Annotated in this window: 20 protein-coding genes; 9 read left to right on the top strand and 11 right to left on the bottom strand. The window is 68.8% G+C overall.

The annotated features are described in order from the left end of the window. Positions 1-2: 2 nt before the first annotated feature. Positions 3-1,589, top strand: coding sequence for a DUF2079 domain-containing protein (locus C8E96_RS22000; protein ID WP_228770336.1), 1,587 nt, complete (start codon positions 3-5; stop codon positions 1,587-1,589). Between the two features lie 33 nt (positions 1,590-1,622). Here the strand turns inward: C8E96_RS22000 and C8E96_RS21995 are convergent, their stop codons facing one another. From C8E96_RS21995 to mobA, 7 genes are all read right to left on the bottom strand, one after another. Continuing rightward, positions 1,623-2,003, bottom strand: coding sequence for a hypothetical protein (locus tag C8E96_RS21995; protein WP_091383765.1), 381 nt, complete (start codon positions 2,001-2,003; stop codon positions 1,623-1,625). Positions 2,004-2,028: 25 nt separating this feature from the next. After that, complete coding sequence (locus C8E96_RS21990) at positions 2,029-2,487, bottom strand: GtrA family protein (protein WP_091383762.1); 459 nt, start codon at positions 2,485-2,487, stop codon at positions 2,029-2,031. A gap of 69 nt (positions 2,488-2,556) precedes the next feature. Further along, complete coding sequence (locus C8E96_RS21985; RefSeq protein ID WP_091383760.1) at positions 2,557-3,408, bottom strand: alpha/beta hydrolase family protein; 852 nt, start codon at positions 3,406-3,408, stop codon at positions 2,557-2,559. A gap of 101 nt (positions 3,409-3,509) precedes the next feature. Beyond that, on the bottom strand, positions 3,510-4,493 hold the full coding sequence (locus tag C8E96_RS21980; protein ID WP_091383758.1) for a VWA domain-containing protein: 984 nt from the start codon (positions 4,491-4,493) through the stop codon (positions 3,510-3,512). Further along, entirely contained in the window at positions 4,490-5,371 is an 882-nt protein-coding gene (locus C8E96_RS21975; RefSeq protein WP_176926860.1) for a DUF58 domain-containing protein, read from the bottom strand. The genes C8E96_RS21980 and C8E96_RS21975 overlap by 4 nt, the downstream gene beginning before the upstream one ends. A 65-nt stretch (positions 5,372-5,436) precedes the next feature. Next, entirely contained in the window at positions 5,437-6,495 is a 1,059-nt protein-coding gene (locus tag C8E96_RS21970) for an AAA family ATPase (protein ID WP_091383739.1), read from the bottom strand. A 74-nt stretch (positions 6,496-6,569) separates the two neighbouring features. Further along, complete coding sequence (mobA, locus tag C8E96_RS21965) at positions 6,570-7,124, bottom strand: molybdenum cofactor guanylyltransferase (RefSeq protein WP_091383737.1); 555 nt, start codon at positions 7,122-7,124, stop codon at positions 6,570-6,572. Positions 7,125-7,169: 45 nt separating this feature from the next. Between mobA and C8E96_RS21960 the strand changes: the two genes are divergently transcribed. From C8E96_RS21960 to C8E96_RS21940, 5 genes are all read left to right on the top strand, one after another. Next, positions 7,170-7,526: a DUF4180 domain-containing protein gene (locus C8E96_RS21960; RefSeq protein ID WP_091383892.1), complete on the top strand. Its 357-nt coding sequence runs from the start codon at positions 7,170-7,172 to the stop codon at positions 7,524-7,526. Between the two features lie 33 nt (positions 7,527-7,559). Next, complete coding sequence (locus tag C8E96_RS21955; protein ID WP_091383735.1) at positions 7,560-8,186, top strand: TetR/AcrR family transcriptional regulator; 627 nt, start codon at positions 7,560-7,562, stop codon at positions 8,184-8,186. After that, entirely contained in the window at positions 8,186-8,923 is a 738-nt protein-coding gene (locus C8E96_RS21950; protein WP_228770334.1) for a maleylpyruvate isomerase family mycothiol-dependent enzyme, read from the top strand. The genes C8E96_RS21955 and C8E96_RS21950 overlap by 1 nt, the downstream gene beginning before the upstream one ends. Positions 8,924-9,067: 144 nt before the next feature. Then, positions 9,068-9,814, top strand: coding sequence for an SAM-dependent methyltransferase (locus C8E96_RS21945; RefSeq protein WP_091383734.1), 747 nt, complete (start codon positions 9,068-9,070; stop codon positions 9,812-9,814). 169 nt (positions 9,815-9,983) lie between these two features. Further along, positions 9,984-10,853, top strand: a complete 870-nt coding sequence (locus tag C8E96_RS21940) for a S1 family peptidase (RefSeq protein WP_091383732.1) — start codon at positions 9,984-9,986, stop codon at positions 10,851-10,853. A 42-nt stretch (positions 10,854-10,895) separates the two neighbouring features. Here the strand turns inward: C8E96_RS21940 and C8E96_RS21935 are convergent, their stop codons facing one another. Both C8E96_RS21935 and C8E96_RS21930 read right to left on the bottom strand, forming a co-directional pair. Next, positions 10,896-11,459, bottom strand: coding sequence for a GNAT family N-acetyltransferase (locus C8E96_RS21935; RefSeq protein ID WP_091383731.1), 564 nt, complete (start codon positions 11,457-11,459; stop codon positions 10,896-10,898). Positions 11,460-11,484: 25 nt separating this feature from the next. Then, positions 11,485-12,765: an NlpC/P60 family protein gene (locus C8E96_RS21930; RefSeq protein ID WP_228770333.1), complete on the bottom strand. Its 1,281-nt coding sequence runs from the start codon at positions 12,763-12,765 to the stop codon at positions 11,485-11,487. Positions 12,766-13,129: 364 nt separating this feature from the next. Between C8E96_RS21930 and C8E96_RS21925 the strand changes: the two genes are divergently transcribed. After that, a complete protein-coding gene (locus tag C8E96_RS21925) occupies positions 13,130-13,564 on the top strand; it encodes a hypothetical protein (RefSeq protein WP_091383729.1) in 435 nt (144 codons plus the stop codon). Continuing rightward, positions 13,561-15,060, top strand: a complete 1,500-nt coding sequence (locus tag C8E96_RS33760) for a hypothetical protein (RefSeq protein WP_091383728.1) — start codon at positions 13,561-13,563, stop codon at positions 15,058-15,060. Before C8E96_RS21925 ends, C8E96_RS33760 begins: the two co-directional genes overlap by 4 nt. A 912-nt stretch (positions 15,061-15,972) precedes the next feature. On the opposite strand, the gene C8E96_RS21915 is transcribed toward C8E96_RS33760, so the two are convergent. After that, the gene (locus C8E96_RS21915) at positions 15,973-17,400 is read right to left on the bottom strand and encodes a phytoene desaturase family protein (RefSeq protein WP_091384470.1); all 1,428 of its coding nucleotides are present in this window, start codon (positions 17,398-17,400) and stop codon (positions 15,973-15,975) included. 440 nt (positions 17,401-17,840) lie between these two features. Beyond that, entirely contained in the window at positions 17,841-18,194 is a 354-nt protein-coding gene (locus C8E96_RS21910) for a VOC family protein (RefSeq protein ID WP_091384468.1), read from the bottom strand. 137 nt (positions 18,195-18,331) lie between these two features. Between C8E96_RS21910 and C8E96_RS21905 the strand changes: the two genes are divergently transcribed. Further along, a complete protein-coding gene (locus tag C8E96_RS21905) occupies positions 18,332-21,139 on the top strand; it encodes an aconitate hydratase (protein ID WP_133794663.1) in 2,808 nt (935 codons plus the stop codon). Positions 21,140-21,156 lie beyond the last annotated feature (17 nt).

Here is a 21,156-nt window from a genome sequence, read left to right as displayed (position 1 = left end):
CCATGATCGTCACCTCGACCGAGGCTGTCGTCGACCAGCGGGAGCCAGCCGACTCGCGCCCACGGCTCGGCTGGATGCTCTACCTATCGGCCGCGGTTCCGCCAATGCTCGCGTTGTGGCAGGTGATCCGGGGAACGCGACAGCATGTGTTGCTCGACTACTGGCATGTGCTCGCCAAAGTCACCGCCGACGACGGCTCTCTGCAGCCCGCGATGGCGGCGACCTATCACCTGGAGCAGCCATTCGTGCTGCCCTCGTTGATCTTCTGGCTCGATGCGCGGGTTCTCGGTGGGGACAACCGGGTGCTCGGGGTGCTCACGCTGCTTCTGCTGGTCGGCGTCGTCGCCGCGCTGGGGTCGATGCTGCCAAGGTCCTTGCCACGGCCGCTGCTGGTCGCCGGGTTCAGTCTGTTGGTGTTCACGCCGCACGCGATCGAGTTGTGGGCACAGGCGACCAACGGGATCAGTTGGGCGCCCGCGGTCTTCCTCAGTGTTCTGGCCATCGCCTGTGCGCACCACGGGCGAATCTGGCCGTCCTATGTAGCCGCGGGTCTGGGGACGCTGTCGTTCGGGACGGCGTTGCCGGTGTGGTTCGCGCTCGCCCTTGTCGCGTGGATTCGGGGTGAGTCCAGGCGTAGGGTCGCCGTTCCCGCTGCAGTCGGGGTCGTTGTCATCGTGCTGTGGCTGGCTTCGAAGCCGACTGGGCAGAACTCCCTCGCGACCTCGGCATTCGACCCGAGTGGGCGACTGGCGGTCGTGTCGGCGGCCTTGGGCAGCCTGTGGACGTCCAAGGGACCCGACCTCGCGGTGATCGCGGGCGGCGGGTTGCTCGTGGCCGTCGCCTTGCTGACTCTGGGCAGGCTACGACCGCGAGAGGCCGGGTGGGTCGGGCTCGCCGGGTACGCGGTCGCGGTCGCGTGCCTGATCGGGCTTGGCCGTACCACGGCGGGCGAGAACATCGGGCTGGTCAGCCGGTATTCGATCGTCGCGGCGCTCGCCACGTGCGCGGTGATCGGGTTGGTGGCGATGCGGGAAACGGTGCGGGTCCGGCACTTGGCGGCGGGAGTGCTCGCCATCGGGCTCATCACCCACGCCATCGGCGCACCGAAGGCCGCGGACGTGCGTCGCGCCTATGCTCCCCTCGAGGTCGCCGACACTGCCCTGCGAGTCGAGGCCCCTGGGGCGCTCGCGGAGCTGCGGATCAACTCGGGAGTCATCCCGGCCGCGAAAGCGCTGGGCATGGAGCCCTTCACCGGCGACTTCGCACTCGGCTGCGGCTTCACGCTCGGGGACCGGGTGGACCTCAGGTCGATCCGGGAACTGCCTGCCGGGGCCGGAGTCGTGGACACGAAGATGGGCGAGGACCGGGTGCAGTCGGGCTGGACCGCGGTCGAGGGTCATGCGGCGGAGTGCGTCCTGGTAGTCGACGACGCGGGAGCTCTTGTCGGCGGCGGGATCGCCGGACTCGCGCACCCGGGCGTTCCCTGGGAGGCGGGCTGGCGCGCGGTGGCCCGTCCCGACTCAGCCAACCCGGCAATCGTCGCAGTAGTCGACGGGAACCTCTACCGCGTCGACAACGACGTGTCTTGAGGAATTGAAGGTCACTGTCTGTCGGCCGGTGGTTCATCGCCGCGCTTCTCGATCATGTGCTTGACGAGGGTTTCCAGCACGGCCGTCGGCCAACAGCAGAACGGGCGCAGAGGACGGCCACTTCGACCCGCCCTGCCCGATCGTGAACCCGACGATGTCCGACCACTTCACCGCAAGGCGCTTGCCCATGAGGCCTCGCTCCAGGATGCCGCCGTGAGTCGCGCGAACTCCCGACAGCACCGAGGCCACACAGCCCGCCGCACCGAAGATGCCGCAGGCCAGCGCCACGACGAGTCCGGAGGCGCTGAAGGGTTCGGCGACGAACGACAACCCGATGAGGACGAAGAGGAGTCCGGCCGCGAGGACGACCCAACGCCAGCCGGACTTGAATTCGAGCGCGTGCGACTTCCTCAACCATCACGGACAGACGCCCCAGTGGCTAGACGTCCCGAAAGACTATCCAGCGCATGGCACAGTACATGTACACCGCTTCGCAGGCGCCGGCGATCAGGCGGGCCAGGTGGTATTCCACGCCCAGGGCGGCCAGTCCACTACCGACGCCGAGGATCCACAGTAGGTAGTTGACGACCACGACGACCACGTAAGTCACAGCCTGTGGGCCGACCGGGGCGTGGGAGCGGAAGTTGAGCGCCCGGTTGAGGACGAAGCTCAAGCCGAACGCCGCCGCGTACGCCAGGGTGATGCTGAGCCAGAGCGGCTGCCCGAGGCCACTGTGGAGGGCCGTCAGCAGGGCCAAATCCACCAGGAACGTGAACCCGTTGATGACCCCGAATCCCAGCAGACTGGGCGGGACGACGTCGGCGAGGCCGAACGGCAGGCGGCGGGTCACCGACTCCATGGCGGCATGGAAACCATGTGCGGTCAAAGCGGGGGGCATGCGGCCAGATTGGCAGCGCAAGGTGACCGGAAAGCGGGCGGCCGGGAAACTCCCGGCCGCCCACCGGGGTCAGATGTACGGGCAGGTGTCGCGGTACTCCGAGATCGGGCCACCCACCGGCGGCGCCGGGCACAGGAACTGGTCGTACCGGGTGTCGTTGTCCACGAACCGCTTCAGCCATGACACGGTCAGCTTTCCGACCGTCGGGGTGGGCGAATTGGTGACGAAATGGTCCGCGTCATTCATTTCCAGGTAGGCCTTCTCGCCACCCAGGGACTGATAGAAGGGCTCCGAATGCGAGCCGACCGAGGCGATGAAGTCGTTTTCCGCGCCGATCACCATCGTCGGGACGCGGACCGAGCCCCAGGACTTCGTGTTGCTCCACGCCAGCAGCGGGATCGACGCCTTCAGCGCGGGTCGCTGGGCCGTTGCGTAAAGGGCTCCGCCGCCGCCCATCGAGTGGCCCATGACCGCCAGCCGCGCGGGGTCGACGCGGTCGCGGACGGTGCTGGACTTGGCCACGTAGTCGAGGGCGGCCAGGAGCTGCGCGCCACGCGCGTCGGGCTGGTCGAACAGGCCGTTCGTCGAGATGGTGATCACCACGAACCCGTGCGACGCCAATCGTGGGCCGAACCAGGCGATCGCGCCTTCGCTCTCGACGAAGCCTGGTGACACGGCCACCGCGCCGAAGGTCCCCTGGCTGGTGTCGGTCGGGTAGGTGATCGTGCCGCCACCGAAACCGTTGCCGCCGGGGACGGACACCTTGGCCACGGCGAACGGGCCCGCCGCGGCTTCGAGCGCCGCGACCGTCGGATTCGGGCCGCGCTGGTGGGGATTGCCTGCCGCCGAGGCCTCGACGGCGACGAACACCAGGGCCGCGGCGGCGGCCGCCACGGCGAGTTTTCTCGAAAGAGTGGGCATTCGCCGCAGCGTATTGATCCGGCCGTTCGCCGGGAATGGTCAGTCGAAATCCTTGTGAATAAAGACAAACAACGATTCCGGAAATATCGGGAAACGCTGAATCAGGGTAGCCGCTGACCGATCAGCAGTGCGCTGCCCGCGGCGATCAGGGCCGCGAGGGTGCCCAACACCAGCCACGGTTTGCTGGCGTCGGCTTCCTTGATCTCGTAGCCGATCTGCTCACCCAGGGTGTCGTAGACCTTGCGCAGCTGCTCGGCCGTCGCCGCCCGGTAGAAGTCGCCGCCGGAGAGGTCGGCGATCTCCTTCATGGCCGTGTCGTCGACCGCCACGGACTGCACGCGACCCTCGATGTCGACGGTGCCTTCCTTGGTGCCGAAGGAGATCGTGGTGATCGGGATCTTCTTGTCGGCCGCCGCCTTGGCCGCGGTGTACGACCCGCGCGGGTCTTCCTCGTTCTCCGTCGGGATCGTCTGCTTGCCGTCCGACATCAGCACGATGCGCGCGGGCGGCGGGCCCTCGGGGCCGCCGACGACCTGGGAGAAGCCCTCGATCGCCTGCAGCGCCGCGAAAATCGCCTCACCGGTGGCGGTGGACTGGGCCAGCTTCAGATTGTCGATCGCCTTGGCCACGCCGACCCGGTCGGTCGTCGGCGCCACCAGGACCGTCGCGGTGCCCGCGAAGGTGATCAGCCCCAGGTTGACCCCGGGCGTGAGCCCCTCGGCGAAGGACTTGGCCGCGACCTGGGCCGCTTTGAGCCTGGTGGGCGCCACATCCGTGGCCTCCATCGACAGCGACACATCGATCACCAGCATCACCGTGGCCCGGTTGCGCGGCACCTTCTGCTGCGCGGTCGGACCCGCCATCGCCGTGGTCAGCAGCACCAGGCCGATGATCAGCACGATCGCGGGCACGTGCCGGATCCAGCCCTGCTGGTTCGGCGCGACCCGTTCCAGCAGCTCCAGGTTCGCGAAGCGCAACGTCCGCTTGCGCAGCAGGCGTTGCACATACAGGTAGCCGACGACGAGAGCGGCGACCGCGATCAGCAGGAGGAACCACCACGGGGTGGCGAAGTTGCGGAAACTCATGCGACGCCTCCCGACCAGCGGCGCTTGCGGGCCACGACGAAGCGGACGGTGTCGGCGATCCAGTCGGAGTCCGTGCGCAGCACCAGATGTCCGCCACCGGCCTGCCGGATCCCCTTGGCGACCGCCTCGCGGTGCTCGGCCGCGGCGGCGCCGAACTCCTTGCGCAGCAACGGCGACGCGGTGATCTCGCGCTGGCGCCCGGTCTCCGGGTCGGCCAGCACGACGGTGCCGACGTCGGGCAGTTCGATGTCGCGCGGGTCGACGACCTCGACGCCGATCAGCTCGTGGCGCAGCGACAGCGCGCGCAGTGGGCGCTGCCAGTCGGTCGAGCCGAGGAAGTCGGAGATGACCACGGCGAGCCCGCGCCTGCGCGGTGGCCTGCGGAGCTGCTCGATGGCGTTGGCCAGGTCGCCGCGGACGCCGTCGCTCGCGCGCGGGGTCTCGGCGACCTTGCGGACCAGGCTCCGCGCGTGGGCGAGACCCCCGCGCGCGGGGATGCGGATCATCTTCTCGCCGGTGGAGATCAGCGCGCCGACCCGGTTCCCGCCGCCGCGGGTCAGGTGGGCGATCGCGGCGACGGCGGCGACGGCGAGGTCGCGCTTCTCGCACGCGGCCGTGCCGAAGTCGAGGCTCGCGGACAGGTCGACGACCAGCCAGGTCTCCAGCTCACGGTCGGCGACCGTCTCCCGGATGTGCGGGACGGTCGTCCGAGCGGTGACCGCCCAGTCCATCCGGCGCACGTCGTCGCCCGGCTGGTACGGCCGGGCCTCCCCCGGCTCGGACCCGGGACCGGGCACGAGACCGAGGTGGTTGCCCTGCAGCAGCCCGTCGAGCCTGCGCCGGACGTCGATCTCCAGCAGTCGCAGGCCAGCTTCCATCCTGTCGCCCTGCAGCACGGGCGGGGCCCAGTTGGGACGCTCGCCCTCGGCGGCCTTGTGCCTGCTCACGGCCTGCCGGCCACCCCGGCCGGCGCCGGGTGCCCGCTGGGCGCCTGCGGCCGCGCCGAGACCTGCGGCAGCGGGACGGTCTGCATGACCCGGGAGATCATGTGGTCGATCGGGACGCCGTCGGCGAGCGCGTCGTAGGACAGCACGAGCCGGTGGCGCAGCACGTCGGGCACGACGTCGACGACGTCCTGGGGCAGCACGTAGTCGCGGCCGCGGACCAGCGCCAGGGCGCGGGCGGCGGCGACGATGCCGAGGCTGGCGCGCGGGGACGCGCCGTAGGCGATCCAGCCCGCGACGTCGGCCAGGCCGTGCTCGGCGGGTGTGCGGGTGGCCAGCACGAGCCGGACGGTGTAGTCGACGAGCGCGTGGTGGACGAAGACCCTGGAGGCGACGTCCTGCAGGCGGCGCAGCTCCTCGGGGCTGAGGACCTGGTTGGCCTCCGGCGGCGTGACGCCCATCCGGTAGACGATCTCGCGCTCTTCCTCGGCCGTCGGGTACTCGACGATGATCTTGAAGAGGAACCGGTCGCGCTGCGCCTCGGGCAGCGGGTAGACGCCCTCGTTCTCGATCGGGTTCTGCGTGGCCAACACCAGGAACGGGTCGGGCATCGGGAAGGTCTGACCGCCGATGGACACGTGCCGCTCGGCCATGATCTCCAGCATCGCCGACTGCACCTTGGCGGGCGCGCGGTTGATCTCGTCGGCGAGGACGAAGTTGGCCACGACCGGGCCGAGCTCGACGTCGAAGCGCTCGCTGGACTGCCGGTAGATGCGGGTGCCGAGGATGTCGGCGGGCACCAGGTCCGGGGTGAACTGCACCCGGGAGAACGATCCTCCGACGACGCGCGCGAAGGTCTCCACGGCGAGCGTCTTGGCGACACCGGGCACGCCCTCGATCAACAGGTGGCCCTTGGCGAGCAGGCCGACGAGCATCCGCTCGACCAGCCGGTCCTGCCCGACGATCACCCGCTTGACCTCGAACACGGTCCGTTCGAGCAGTTGCGCGTCACGCGCGGGCGTGCTGCCCTCTTGCTCGACCTGCCCAGGCTCGGTCACCAGCTGTCCTCCTCAGCGCACGGTCATTCCAGCGGGTTACAGCCAACCGCATGAGCGGTGTGAGCGCTGTGAACTCAACTGGTGAAGCGGGAAAGGTCTTCCGGAGTGTCCACATCGGCGGCTTCGTCGGCGACGGCCGGAACCCGCAGCGGGTCGAGTCCACCGAGCACCTTGCGCAGCGCCATCCCCTCCGGCCGCTCGGGCAGGGCCGCCCGCAGCACCCCGAGCCGCCACGCGCTGAGCAGCCACTGGTCGCGCCCGTCGGCGTCGACTAGCAGGACGCCGGTGCTTCCCAGGGAGCCGGTCAGCCGCGCCAGGGTGGCCGGGGTGAGTCGGGGCAGGTCGGCGGCGAGCAGGACGACGGGCAGGTCCGGGTCGTCGGGCAGCGGCGCGATGCCCGCGGCGATGGCGGCGACCGGTCCGGAGCCGGGCTCGTCCTCGACGGTCCAGACGACCGGGCGCGGAACCGGCCTGCGCTTGCCGACCACGACGATCGGGTCGGCGCCCGCCGCGGCGTCCACGGCCCGCGCGAGCAGGGTGACACCGTCGACCTCGATGGCGACCTTGTCCCGGCCGTCCATCCGCGACGCGCGACCGCCCGCGAGGATGACCGCGGCCCAGGAATCCATTCGACCACCCTAATCCGCCGTGGCTACCGTCCGAGGGTGATCACCATGATGACCGTCAACGACGTCTCCCTGGCCGTGTGCGCGAGCGACGGCCCCGCGCTGGCCCGCGACAGCGACGCCACGGACCTCCTCGGGGAGCTCTGGGGCCAGGACGTCGACATGATCGTCATCCCGACGACCCGGCTCGCCGACGACTTCTTCGTCCTGAGCACCCGGGTCGCGGGCGAGATCATCCAGAAATTCGTCAACTACCGGATGCGGGTGACCGTCCTGGGCGACATGGCCGAGCACCTCGCCCGCAGCGAGGCCATGGCGTCCTTCGTCCGCGAGTCGAACCGCGGGACGCACCTGTGGTTCGTGCCGACGCTCGACGAGCTCACCGAGCGCCTGAACCGCCCTTGACAATGCCAGCCTTCAGGCGGACCCTGCCTAACTATGAGCGTTCTACCTAATCGCGATAGGCAAGCCGAACGGCGTGAGGCGACTCGGCGGGAGATCGTCGAGGCCGCGTGGGAGATCGCGCGCGCGGAAGGCCTGTCGTCGGTGACCTTGCGCGAGGTCGCCGCGCGAGTCGGGATGCGCTCACCGTCGCTCTACACCCATTTCGCGTCCAAGAACGCGATCTACGACGCGATGTTCGGCGAGGCCTGGTCGGAGTTCCTGCAGGTCACCCTGGAGCGGACGGCGAGCCTGCCGAAAGCGCCGAGGGTGGCACTGCTGGCCATGTCCGAGACCTTCTTCGACTTCGCCGTGGCCGACCTCGCCCGGTTCCAGCTGATGAACCAGCGGGTGATCCCGGACTTCCAGCCCAGCCCGGAGTCCTACGCGCCGTCGGTCGCCACCCTGGAGCGACTGCGCGAGGTGCTCGACCGGCTCGGCGTGGACCAACCCGAGGCCGTGGATCTGTATGTGTCGCTGGTCGGCGGCCTGGTCGATTCCCAGCTGGCCAACGATCCCGGGGGCGACCGGTGGCGACGGTTGCTCCCCCGCGCGATGGACATGTTCGCCGACCACCTGGGCCTGCCCGGCCCGCCACTGAGGAGCACACAGAGGAGCACTTGATGACCACCATGACCAATACCGCGCCCCGCAGACCGGGCCTGGAACGCCGGACGGCCGCACGGCTCGCCGAGACCGAGTACCAGCGCTTCGTCGATGTGCTGCGAACCCTCACCCCCGACGAGTGGGCGACACCGACCGAATGTCCCGGGTGGGACGTGCGCGCGATGGCCGGACACGCCTTGGGGATGGCCGAGATGGCGGCCTCCCCGCTCGAGAGCGCCCGCCAGCAGCGCGCGGCCCGCAAGCGCGACGGCGTCCTCATCGACGCGCTGACGGCCCTCCAAGTCGAGGAGCACGCTCACCTGAGCACGGCCGAGGTCGTCGCACGGTTCGCCGCTGTGGCACCGAAAGCGGCGCGCGCTCGGCGTCGCGTCCCCGGCCTGCTCCGCCGCGCGGCCGTGTCCAGCGGCACCGAGCACGCCGAGAAGTGGACGGTGGCCTACATGATGGACGTGATCCTGACCCGTGACCCGTGGATGCACCGGATGGACATCCACCGCGCGGTGGGCAGCACACCGGTGCTCACCGCCGAGCACGACGGCGCGCTCGTGGCCGACGTCGTCGAGGAGTGGGCGGGCCGACACGGGCAGCCGTTCACCCTGGTGCTCTCCGGCCCGGCGGGCGGCGAGTGGTCACACGGCGGACCGGAACTGCGGCTCGACGCGGTGGAGTTCTGCCGGTTCCTGTCCGGCAGAGCGCCCGGGGAAGGGCTGCTGGCAGTGGAAGTCCCGTTCTGAGCCGGAAAACGCTTGGACGGCGCCCGCGGCCGTGTCCTAGCGTGGGCGGGTCAATCCTTGCGACGCGATGAGGTGTTTTGGTGACTGTTCGGACGATTCGACGCTTCCCTGTCACGCACACCTCACCCGTAAGGACCGACCGAAGTGGATCTTCCACGTAGTTTCACCATCCGCGAGAGCAGCCACCGGGTCATCAACCCGATCACCGGCGAGAAGCTCGCCACCATGGGCCGGGCGCTGCGCCTGCCCGCAGGGACGACCGCGCTCGACCTGTGCTGCGGCAAGGGCGAACTGCTCTGCACCTGGGCCCGCGACCACGGCGTCAGCGGTGTCGGCGTCGACATCAGCACCGTGTTCCTCGACGCCGCCCGCGAGCGCGCCGTCGAACTGGGGGTGGCCGACCGGGTCGCCTTCAGGCATGACGACGCGGCGGGTTTCGTGTCCGACGAACCGGTCGATCTGGTGGCCTGCGTCGGCGCGACCTGGATCGGCGGCGGCGTGACCGGCACGATCGAGTTGCTCGACCGCAGCCTGCGGCCGGGCGGCCTGATGCTGGTCGGTGAGCCGTACTGGCGGCTGGCCCCACCGGACCAGGCGACCGTCGAAGCCTGCTACGCCACCCAGGACGACGAGTGGCGGTCGCTGGCCGAACTGGTCGCGCACTTCAACGGCCTCGGCTGGGACGTCGTCGAGATGGTCCTCGCCGACGGCGACAGCTGGGACCGCTACGTCGCCGCCCAGTGGCTCAATGTCCGCCGCTGGCTCGACGACAACCCCTATGACGAGTTGGCGCCGGAGCTGCGCGCGGATCTGAGCGAGTCGCAAATCCGCTACACCCGTTACCTGCGCGAATACCTCGGCTGGGGTCTGTTCGCCTTGATGAAGCGGTAGTGCGTGGGGCTCGGCGGACGGGTTTCGCCGAGCCCCTACCCGCGTGAAGATCACTCCAACGCTCGCTTGTGACGACCCGGACTGTCTCGTTAGGTGGGAAATACCTCTCTAAAACCGCCCGGGAGCGTGCCTGAACCGCGCTCCCGGTCCCCTGCTGAAGGGCGGAACAATGAGAACCACCATCCGACACACCCTCGTCGTCACGGCGGCGGCGCTCGCGGTCGCGGGCGTCGTCCCCGGCACGGCCGCGGCCACCGACCTGGCCGCGTCGCGCAGTGTGCAGCAGCTCGAAGAACTCAAGACCCGGCTCGACAACGGCACGCCCGGCACGGCGTGGGCGGTGGACCCGGCGACCAACCAGGTCGTGATCACCGCCGACAGTTCCGTGCGCGCGGCGGACTTCGGCCGATTAGTGGCCATGGCGGCCGGGTCCGGCGGCGCGGCCAGGGTCGAGCGGACGGCGGGCACGTTCGCCCCGCTCACCACCGGCGGCGACGCCATCTACGGCGGCGGGTACCGCTGCTCGCTCGGGTTCAACGTCCGCAGCGGCAGCACGTACTACTTCCTCACCGCCGGGCACTGCACGAACTCGGCGTCGGCGTGGTACTCGAACTCCAGCCAGACGACCAAACTGGGTGACCGCACCGGTTCCAGCTTCCCGGGCAACGACTACGGCATCGTGAAGTACACCAACACGTCCGTCACGATCTCCGGTTCCGTTGGTGGACAAGACATCGCCTCGGCGGGCAACGCCTACATCGGCGAGTCGGTCAGCCGCCGCGGCAGCACCACGGGCACCAGGAGCGGCACGGTGACCGGTCTGAACGCCACCGTGCACTACTCGGGCGGAGGCACGGTCAAGGGCATGATCCAGACCAACGTGTGCGCCGAACCGGGCGACAGCGGCGGCCCGCTCTACGACCGCTCGATCGCGCTGGGTCTCACCTCCGGTGGCAGCGGCAACTGCCGCACCGGCGGGACCACGTTCTACCAGCCGGTCACCGAAGCCCTGAGCAGGTACGGCGTCTCGGTGTTCTAGCCGGTATCGGCCCCTGGTGTCCACACTGGACGCCAGGGGCCGTCACCACAGTTTGTCGATCTCCCCGGAGTACAGGCCCACGCGCGCACCGTGGAATGCCGACTGGTTCCGCTTGGCCGCTTCGGAGAAGAAGTCCGCCATCGTCACCTTGTCGAACCCGGGCTGGTCACTGGCGAACGGCGCCTCGACCGTTCCGCCGACGAGCACTGTGCCTGGCAGCGGTCGCCATCCGGCGCTCTCGTAGAAACCCTGAAGTGGTCTGTCGCACGTGAAGAGCCCGATATCGAAGCCGCGCTCCGCGATGGCGTCGCGCGCCGCCGACACGAGCACGCGACCGTGCCCGCGACCGCGAATGTCCTGCCGGGTGACGACAGTGCTCAGTCCGGCGGCGGAGTAGACCTGTCCCGCGTGGACGATTTCCTTGGCCAGGACGTCCAACGCGGCGACCACCACGTCGGCGTCCACCAGCAGCATCGACACCGGACGCAGCACCGGGTCGTGCGTCAGCGAAGTCCGCCCGCCCGGCCATGCCTGGTGCTGCATCCGCAGGACCTGGTCACGAAACTCGGGCGGCGTCTCCACTTCGGGACACGACAGGACACGCACCCGCTCATCTCACCACAGTGGAGAGTCAGAGAAGCCGGGTCGCGTAGGGGACGATGCCGCCGTAGCGGACCGGGGCGATGCGGACCCTGGAGCCCGAGTACGGCGCCTCGACCATCTGGCCGTTGCCGATGTACATCGCCACGTGGTGGATGCGGCCGCGGGTGGCCCAGAAGAGCATGTCGCCGGGGGCCATCTGGTTCAGCGGGACGCGGCGGCCCGCGGCGGCCTGGTAGCCGCTGTAGTGCGGCAGCCGGATGCCGACGCCGGCGAAGGCGTAGATCATCAGGCCGGAGCAGTCGAACCCGACCTTGTTGTAGTCGCCGAAGGAGTCGGCGACGCCGCCGTCGCGGATGCCGCGGGTGGGGCCCTTGCCGTTGCCGCCGCCCCAGGCGTACTGCACGCCGAGCTGCGACAGGGCCCGGTCGATCACGATCCGCACGGCGTTGCCCGTCGGCGGGCGGTTGACGGCGGGACGCGGCCCCGCCGGGGCCGACGCCTGCGCGGCGGCCGCGTTGGCGGCGTCCTCGCGCTGCTTGGCGGCGAGCCAGTCCTGGTAGCGCTTGCGCTGGTTCTCCAGGCCGCCGACCTTGGCCTGGGCCTCGTTGAGCTGGCGTTCGTAGTCCGCGCGGGCGGCTTCGAGCTCCTGGGACTTGCCTGCCTGGTCACGCTGGGCCTGCTGGGCCGTGGCGGTGGCGGCGTCAGCGTTGCGCTTGGCCTGCTCGGCCTCGGCCTGGCGCTTGGTGGCCTCGTCGAGGGCGGCGCGGGCCAGTGAGTCCTTGTTGGCCTTGACCGTGCGGGCCCGCTCCATCGATTCCAGCGCGTCCAGCTCGCTGCCGCTGACGGCGTTGAGCAGCTGCGCGCGGGCGAGCAGGTCTTCCGGGCTCTTGGCCCCCATGTACGCCGACATCGAGCCGACGGTCGTGCCCTGCTTGTAGCTGCCCGCGGCGAACTCGTCTAGCTGCTTACGGGCGTTCTCGATCGACTGACCCGCGCTGTCGGACTCGCGCTTGGCGGCCTCGGCGTCGGCCTTGGCCTTGGCGGCGAGCTCTTCGGCGGTCTCGAGGTCGACGAGGGCCTTGTTGGCGTCCTCCATCTTGGCCTCGACCTCGGCCTGCAGCTCCATCAGCCGGGCCTCGGCCTTGGCGAGCTGGTTCGTCAGCTCGCCGACCTTGCCCGCTTTGGCCTTGGCCTCGGTGCGGCCCGCGGAGAGCTCCGAATCGCTCGGATTCGGTGGAGGTGGGGGCACCGCGACCGCTGTCGCCGGGACCGCCATACTGATCACCAACGAGAGAGACGTCGCGATCATGAACGCTCTGCTACCGCGTCGTTTCCCCATGGTTTCCCACCTCCCAGTGCGGACGGCTCCCCCCGTCCACTTCGGACGGATCGGCTGCCGTGACCGCCAACCTCAGCGGAAAACGGACCGACCCAAGACGACTGTGCCATTAGGACCACAATTGCACCAGTCGTAACAGGGGAAACTTCATCACCCTGGACACCTTGGGCCTCTTGTGACACGCAGGGTGCGTCCCCGCTGGTCCACCTGGGTGATCGACACTAGCCACAGCGAGTGAACCGGAGCCGAGCCCGATGTGACTGCCTGTGCCCGGTGCTGCGACGATATCGCCGTGACTCAGGGATCAACTCGCGCTCGGGGGGCGGCGACCGCCGTGATCGCCGCCGCGGGACTCGTGGCGGTCGTCGCGGGCATGTTCCTTCCCTGGTTCCGGTCCGGCGCGGTGCTGCGTGACAGCTTCCAGCTCATCGGCGTGATCCAGACCCTCGGCTTCCTGCGCGGCGACGTGCTGGAGCTGCTGCTTTACATCTGGTTCGGCCTGGTCCCAGTGGTGACGCTCAGCGTTGTCGCTTACACGTTCGGCTTGTACCGGACGAGCGCAACGATCTGCGTGATTCTGACGATATTCACTGGAACCATTTCGGGTGTCGCCACCGTCGAAAGCGGTGGCGAGGAAAGCTCGCTCGGCATTGCGAGCACCGGACCGACAGTCACGTTGATCGGCTCGTTGGTGGCTCTCATCGGGGCCGTGGGCATCTTCGTAAGCCGGCGCAAGAGCGCAAGCAGGATCGCAGGAGGGGAACCGTGACCTATCCAGGTTCAGGCGGCCAGGGGCAGCCGAACGACCCATATCAGCAGCCGGGCGGCCAGCCTGGGTACCCGCAGCAGGGCGGTTACCCCCAGCAGGGCGGCCAGCCCGGATACCCGCAGCCGGGGGGCTACCCGCAGCAGGGCTACCCGCAGACCGGGCCGCAGCAGGCCCAGGGCTACCCGCAGACCGGGCCGCAGCCGACGCAGCAGTACGGCCAGCCGCAGGGCGACCCGTACGGCCAGCAGCAGTTCGGCGCGTACGGCTACCCGGCGCCGGAGCAGCCCAAGAAGCGCAAGGGCCTGGTCATCGGTGTCGTGGCCGCGGTCATCGCGGTCGCGGCCGGTGCCGGTGTCACGGTGTGGGCCCTCAACCGGGGCAGCGCCCCCGCGGGTGCGCAGAGCCCCACGGCGGCGGCGACCAGCCTGGTCAACGCGCTGGGTCAGGGTGACGTCGCGGGTCTGCTCACGGGCCTGGCGCCCGCCGAGCGCGACCTGATGACCACGCTGAACTCCGAGACCACCAAGGAACTGCAGCGGCTCGAGGTCTACAAGGCCGACGCCGACCCGAACAAGCTGCAGGGCTTCGAACTCAAGACCGAGGGCCTGCAGTTCGACGAGCAGGGCGCGGAGAAGGTCAACGACCGCCTGACCATCACCAAGCTGGTCGCGGGCAAGGTCACCATCAGCTCGGACGCGAGCAAGCTCCCGCTGACCGAGGAGTTCATCGAGGCCGCCTTCCCGCGCGGCCTGGACGCGAAGCCGCAGACCGAGACGGTCGACATCGCCGACATCGTCAAGGAGAACGACGGCAAGGCCATCCGCATCGCCACCGTGAACGTCGACGGCGAGTGGTACCCGAGCCTCTTCTACACGATCGCGGACTACGCCCTGCAGGAGTCCGACAACTCCTGGCCGAAGACCCCCATCGCCGCCAAGGGCGCGGACTCCCCCAACCAGGCCGTCCGCGAGATGGCCGAAGCGGGCCTGGACGCGAACCTGGAGCGAGTCATCGAACTCCTCCCGCCGGACGAGATGGCCGTGATCCACGACCTGGGCCCGATGCTGGTCGAGATGGCCAAGAAGGACGGCGCTGAGGCGACCGGGGTCAAGATCACCAAGCTGGAGACCGAGACCACCGAGGTCGAGGGCGCCACCAAGGTCCTCCTCAAGGAGTTCGAGGCGGAGATGGAAGGCGAGAAGGTCAGCGTCACCAAGGACGGCGAGTGCTACTCGGCCGAGGCCCAGGGCGAAAAGCAGAAGTTCTGCGCCGACGACGCGGCAGCCGAGATCGGCGGCAAGCGAATGAAGCCGGACGCCAAGAAGGCGCTGACCAACCTGGTCAAGGGCATGATCGCCAACACCGGCGTCGTCACCACCCAGGTGGACGGCAAGTGGTACGTCAGCCCCATCCGGTCGCTGACCGACATCCAGGTCACCGCCCTGAAGAGCCTTGAGCCTGCGGACGTCAAGGCCCTCATCAAGATGCTCAAGTAAGACAGCAGTAGGACTAAGAGCGAGAACGTGAAGAGGCCCCGCCACCCGGCGGGGCCTCTTCCATTTCCGCCACCCGACCACCCCACACGCCCAGCATCGGGACAAGAAACAACGCTTCACCCCCGCCACCCTGAAGACGCAGCCCTCCGGGGACAGTTCCCCTTCCCCGCACCCCCACCCGCACCCCTCCTCATCCCCGCACCCCGACCAAGGCCACCTTCGGGGACAGGTCTTGGTCCTTAACCTCCGAACGCGGTCACCTTCAGGGACGGCCCTTGATCCCGAAGCTCCGAACGTGGTCACCTTCAGGGACGGCCCTTGCCCTTGCACCTCCGGACGTGGTCACCTTCAGGGACGGCCCTTGCCCTTGCACCTCCGGACGTGGTCACCTTCAGGGACGGCCCTTTGGTCCTTAAGCTCCGGACGTGGTCACCTTTCAGGGACGGCTCTTCGCCCCTGCACTTCCCCCTTGCCCCTCGTCCTGGCCGCTTTTAATTCTCGATCATCGCTGTCAAGGGTCGGCTTGCCGATCGCGCAGCGACGGCGCTTGCGCCGCCCTTGACAGCGATGATCGAGAATTAAACAATCGAGCCAGAGGGGCCCACCACATTGATCCCCGAGTTCTTGTTGGCTCCCAAGGGAAAGTCCCCCTCGGCCACAATTGTTTAACTCTCGATCATCGGCGTCAAGGGCGGCCGTAAACGGCCGTCGCTGCGCGATCGCTGCGCGACCCTTGACACCGATGATCGAGAGTTAAAGATGGCCAGGACGAGGGGGCAGGGGGTAGAGCAGGGATTAAAAGCCAAAGACCGCAAAGGCAACCCCGTTGTCGTGGGACTGTGGGCGGTGCGGCCATTGGGGGCTGTCGGGATTGGAGCATGCTCTTTGGCCGCTCACACAGGGGGTGGGTGGTCAGCTTCGGATCAAGTCCAGTGGGTCTGTCTTGATGCCAAACCGCTGCCGCAAAACGCGTCCAGCCGCGTGTACGCCGCACATCCCATGCACCCCAGGCCCTGGCGGCGTCGAAGCCGAGCACAGATACACGCCAGGTATAGGCGTCCGGTAGGGGTCCCATTGCGGCACGGGCCGGAATACCGTCTGCCGCACCGAAAGCGCACCAGCGCCGATGTCCCCGCCGACGTAGTTCGCGTTGTACCGGCCCATCTCCACGGCCGTCACCACGGACCGCTCCACCACCAGGTCCCGAAAGCCAGGTGCGAACCGTTCGATCTGCGCCGTCACCCGTTCAGCGACGTCCACAGTGGACCCGTTCGGCACATGGGCGTATGACCACAGCGTGTGGAATCCCTCGGGCGCCCGACCGGGGTCCACCACCTCAGGCTGCCCCACCAGCACATACGGCCGCGACGGGTGCCGACCGGCGGCGACCTCCTCCTCCGCCGCGACGGCCTCCGCCCGGTCGCCGATGACGTGCAGCGTTCCGGCACGGGCGAGGTCCGGGGCTGTCCAGGGCACTGGTCCCGAGAGTGCGAAGTCGACCTTGCACACTCCCCCGCCATAGCGGAACGCGCGCAGCCGTCGCACGTATCGGTCGGGCAGCTCAGCCATTCCCGCCAGCGCGGCCGGGGTGACGTCCAGCAGAACAGCGTGCGCGTGGACCTGTGAAAGCGAGTCGATCCGGCTGTCGGTCACGATCTTCCCACCCAGCCTGACCAACTCCGCCGCCAGGGCGTCCACAATGGACTGACTGCCGCCGCGGGCGATGGGCCAGCCGACAGCGTGAGCGAGGGTGGCGAGCAGCAGTCCCGCTCCGGCGGGCGCGAGGGCTCGCGGGGGTGTCACGGCGTGCGCGCTCACTCCGGTCAGGAGAGCCGGGGCGACCGCCTCCCGAAATCGCGCGCCCCACAGCGGGGAAGCCTGTTCCAGGACACGCAGCGGGAACCGGAGGGCTCGGGGCACCGACCGGAAGTCGGACATGGCGAGGTCGACCAGGCCCGGCCAGTCCCGCACCAGCGGACCCAGCAAACGCCGCCAGGCCTGGCCGTCGCGGCCCAGACCCTCAGCCGTCCGGTCCAGATCACGCCAGGCCACACCGGCGCGGCCACCGTCGAGCGGGTGGGCATAAGACACCTCGGGGACGAGCAGGTCGACGCCGTGCTCGGCGAGACCGAAAGCGCGGAAGAACGGCGAGGCCAGGCCCATCGGATGGGCGTGGGCGCACACGTCGTGCCGCAAACCGGGCAGGGTCGACTCGGCCGTCCTGGAGCCACCGCCGATCGTGGGGGCCGCCTCGTGCACCTCGACGGCCAACCCGGCTTTGGCCAACACCAGCGCAGCCGCGAGCCCGTTGGGCCCCGCCCCTACCACCACAGCGTCCATATGGACACCCTCCTACAAGGTCACCGACTTCGCCCACCCGCGCGAACGTGGGCCCGACCGACAAATAGTTTCGCCCCACTATGTCCACCCGAGACAAATTTGCGCTCCGGCCGATTCTCGCAGGTCAGGCTCATCCAGCAACAAACATGAACCCCAGCTCGCGCCCCAGGAGATTTTCCGGATGACACATTAGCGAAAAACTACTGAAATAAAATCCATCGTTGACAACAGGAATTCCCACCGAGAGGCTGTCGGCACTTCGTGAGCCAAATGCGAAGCATTTCTTTATTCCGCTGTGATTCAAAGGAGAAGCCACATGCTTACGAATTTGCTCGCAAACCTGGCCCACCTCGCGGGCTGGCTCGTCTGAGTCGGTAGTCGGTGACATAAGGACAGGGCGGCGGCCCGCAAACCGTCCGCCCTGCCCTACTCCGCACAAGTCATGACTCCAGGAACTCGATGCGGTTGCCCACCGGATCGTCGGTATGAAAACGCCGCCTGCCGGGAATCTCCGAGGGGTCCGCCCAGCGAACAACGGCGCCCGATCCCGCGACCGCGGCGGCTACCGCGTCGACATCCACCACGAACGCCGGATGCGCCTTGCGCGCCGGCCGAAAATCGGCCTCCACCCCGACATGCAATTCCCCGCCCCCTGGCACGGCGAACCAGCACCCGCCGCGGGCGGCCAGCAGCGGTGGTTTCGGCAGCTCAGACCATCCAAGGACGCCGGTGTAGAACGCCCGCATCCGATCCTCCGCGCCGGCCGGGCACGCGATCTGCACGTGATGGATCACATCCAACCCCCCTTGAAGTCGCTTACAGGACAAGCGTACTGTTTGCAGGGTGAGCCTGTCGATGCGCGCCTCAACCAGGTGCGCGAGACTCAGGGCTCGACTACCTGAACTGACTTGCGCCGCCACTGGAGTTGGACGTGACTACTGCTAGCAAGGACAGCTTCGGCGCCCGTGCCACGCTGAACGTCGGTGATGCCTCATATGAGGTATTCCGGCTGGACGCGGTGGAGGGTTCCGAGCGCCTGCCCTACAGCCTCAAGATCCTGCTGGAGAACCTGCTCCGCACCGAGGACGGCGCGAACATCACCGCCGACCACGTGCGCGCCCTGGCGAACTGGGACCCGGCGGCCGAGCCGTCGACGGAGATCCAGTTCACGCCGGGCCGCGTGGTCATGCAGGACTTCACCGGCGTCCCCTGCGTCGTCGACCTCGCCACCATGCGCGAGGCCGTCACCACGCTGGGCGGCGACCCGAGCAAGGTCAACCCGCTGGCCCCGGCCGAGCTGGTCATCGACCACTCGGTGATCGCCGACATCTTCGGCCGCCCGGACGCCTTCGAGACCAACGTCGACCTGGAGTACCAGCGCAACAAGGAGCGCTACCAGTTCCTGCGCTGGGGCCAGACCGCGTTCGACGAGTTCAAGGTCGTCCCCCCGGGCACCGGCATCGTCCACCAGGTCAACATCGAGCACCTCGCGCGCGTCGTGATGACCCGCAACGGTCAGGCCTACCCCGACACCCTCGTCGGCACCGACTCGCACACCACCATGGTCAACGGCCTGGGCGTGCTGGGCTGGGGCGTCGGCGGCATCGAGGCCGAGGCCGCGATGCTCGGCCAGCCGGTCTCCATGCTGATCCCGCGCGTGGTCGGCTTCAAGCTCCACGGCGAGCTGCCCGCGGGCGCCACCGCCACCGACCTGGTCCTCACGATCACCGAGATGCTGCGCAAGCAGGGCGTCGTCGGCAAGTTCGTCGAGTTCTACGGCTCCGGCGTCTCGGCCGTCCCGCTGGCCAACCGCGCCACCATCGGCAACATGAGCCCGGAGTTCGGCTCCACCGCGGCGATGTTCCCGATCGACGCGGAGACCATCGAGTACCTGCGCTTCACCGGCCGCTCCGCCGACCAGGTCGCACTGGTCGAGGCGTACGCCAAGGAGCAGGGCCTCTGGCATGACCCGTCCATCGAGCCGGTCTTCTCCGAGACCCTCGAACTGGACCTGGCCACGATCGTCCCCTCGATCGCAGGCCCGAAGCGCCCGCAGGACCGCATCCAGCTCACCGACGCGAAGGCCGCCTTCCGCGCCGCGCTGGGCACCTACGCCCCGGCCACGGACACCACGTCCACTGTGGACGAGGCGTCGGAGGAGTCCTTCCCGGCCAGCGACTCCCCCGCGTTCGCCGCGAGCGGCAACGGGTCGTCGGGCAAGCCGTTCGACTCGCACTCGGCCGCCGCGACCGCCGAGGGCCGGGTCTCCAAGCCGACCACGGTCACCCTCGACGGCCAGACCTTCGAGCTCGACCACGGCGCCGTCGCGATCGCCGCGATCACCTCGTGCACCAACACTTCGAACCCGTCGGTCATGATCGGCGCGGCGCTGCTGGCGAAGAAGGCCGTCGAGCGTGGCCTCAACCGCAAGCCGTGGGTCAAGACCACGCTGGCGCCGGGGTCCAAGGTCGTCATGGACTACTACGACCGCGCGGGCCTCACCCCGTACCTGGACAAGCTCGGCTTCAACCTGGTCGGCTACGGCTGCACCACCTGCATCGGCAACTCCGGCCCGCTGCAGGACGAGATCTCCGCGGGTGTGCAGGAATCCGATCTCGCCGTCGTGTCGGTGCTCTCGGGCAACCGCAACTTCGAGGGCCGGATCAACCCGGACATCAAGATGAACTACCTCGCGTCCCCGCCGCTGGTGGTGGCGTACGCGCTGGCCGGGTCGATGGACATCGACATCACCACCGAGCCGCTCGGCATCGGGTCCGACGGTCAGCCGGTGCACCTCGCCGACATCTGGCCGACGCCGCAGGAGATCTCCGACACCATCGCCTCGGCGATGTCGGCGGAGAGCTTCGCCAGCAGCTACAAGGATGTCTTCGCAGGCGACGAGCGCTGGCAGTCGCTGCCGACGCCGACCGGCAAGACCTTCGAGTGGGACCCGCAGTCCACCTACGTCCGCAAGCCCCCTTACTTCGAGGGCATGACGATGGAGACCACCCCCGTCACCGACATCGAGGGCGCGCGCGTCCTCGCGGTGCTGGGCGACTCGGTCACCACCGACCACATCTCTCCGGCCGGTGCCATCAAGGCGGACACACCCGCGGGCAAGTACCTCACCGAGCACGGCGTGGAGCGCAGGGACTTCAACTCCTACGGTTCGCGGCGCGGCAACCACGAGGTGATGATCCGCGGCACCTTCGCGAACATCCGCCTGCGCAACATGCTGCTCGATGATGTCCAGGGTGGCTACACCCGCGACTTCACCAAGAACGGCGAGCAGGCCTTCATCTACGACGCGGCGGAGAACTACGCGGCGGCGGGGATCGGCCTGGTCATCCTGGCGGGCAAGGAGTACGGCTCGGGTTCGTCGCGCGACTGGGCGGCCAAGGGCACCTCGCTGCTCGGTGTCCGCGCGGTCATCGCGGAGTCCTTCGAGCGCATCCACCGGTCGAACCTGATCGGCATGGGCGTGCTGCCGCTGCAGTTCCCGCAGGGCGAGACCGCCGCGTCACTGGGCCTCGACGGCACCGAGACGTTCGCGATCACGGGCGTCACCGCGCTCAACGACGGCGAGACCCCGCGCACCGTCAAGGTTTCGGCCACGAAGGCGGATGGCTCCACTGTGGAGTTCGACGGCCTCGTGCGCATCGACACCCCCGGTGAGGCGGACTACTACCGCAACGGCGGCATCATGCAGTACGTGCTGCGCAAGATGGTCAACAGCTAGGAACGCGAGCGAGCGGG

The sequence above is a fragment of the Actinokineospora alba genome (assembly GCF_004362515.1).
In the GTDB taxonomy this organism is placed as follows: domain Bacteria; phylum Actinomycetota; class Actinomycetes; order Mycobacteriales; family Pseudonocardiaceae; genus Actinokineospora; species Actinokineospora alba.
This window is presented reverse-complemented; position numbering and strand designations above follow the sequence as displayed.

Excerpts from the sequence above, each read along its gene's own strand:
- C8E96_RS21940 (WP_091383732.1), top strand. The coding sequence starts at position 9,984 with ATGAGAACCACCATCCGACACACCCTCGTCGTCACGGCGGCGGCGCTC.
- C8E96_RS21930 (WP_228770333.1), bottom strand. The coding sequence starts at position 12,765 with ATGATCGCGACGTCTCTCTCGTTGGTGATCAGTATGGCGGTCCCGGCG.
- C8E96_RS21960 (WP_091383892.1), top strand. The coding sequence starts at position 7,170 with ATGATGACCGTCAACGACGTCTCCCTGGCCGTGTGCGCGAGCGACGGC.
- C8E96_RS21980 (WP_091383758.1), bottom strand. The coding sequence starts at position 4,493 with ATGAGTTTCCGCAACTTCGCCACCCCGTGGTGGTTCCTCCTGCTGATC.
- C8E96_RS21985 (WP_091383760.1), bottom strand. The coding sequence starts at position 3,408 with ATGCCCACTCTTTCGAGAAAACTCGCCGTGGCGGCCGCCGCCGCGGCC.
- C8E96_RS21955 (WP_091383735.1), top strand. The coding sequence starts at position 7,560 with ATGAGCGTTCTACCTAATCGCGATAGGCAAGCCGAACGGCGTGAGGCG.
- C8E96_RS21915 (WP_091384470.1), bottom strand. The coding sequence starts at position 17,400 with ATGGACGCTGTGGTGGTAGGGGCGGGGCCCAACGGGCTCGCGGCTGCG.
- mobA (WP_091383737.1), bottom strand. The coding sequence starts at position 7,124 with ATGGATTCCTGGGCCGCGGTCATCCTCGCGGGCGGTCGCGCGTCGCGG.
- C8E96_RS21975 (WP_176926860.1), bottom strand. The coding sequence starts at position 5,371 with ATGGAAGCTGGCCTGCGACTGCTGGAGATCGACGTCCGGCGCAGGCTC.
- C8E96_RS21990 (WP_091383762.1), bottom strand. The coding sequence starts at position 2,487 with ATGCCCCCCGCTTTGACCGCACATGGTTTCCATGCCGCCATGGAGTCG.
- C8E96_RS22000 (WP_228770336.1), top strand. The coding sequence starts at position 3 with ATGATCGTCACCTCGACCGAGGCTGTCGTCGACCAGCGGGAGCCAGCC.
- C8E96_RS21950 (WP_228770334.1), top strand. The coding sequence starts at position 8,186 with ATGACCACCATGACCAATACCGCGCCCCGCAGACCGGGCCTGGAACGC.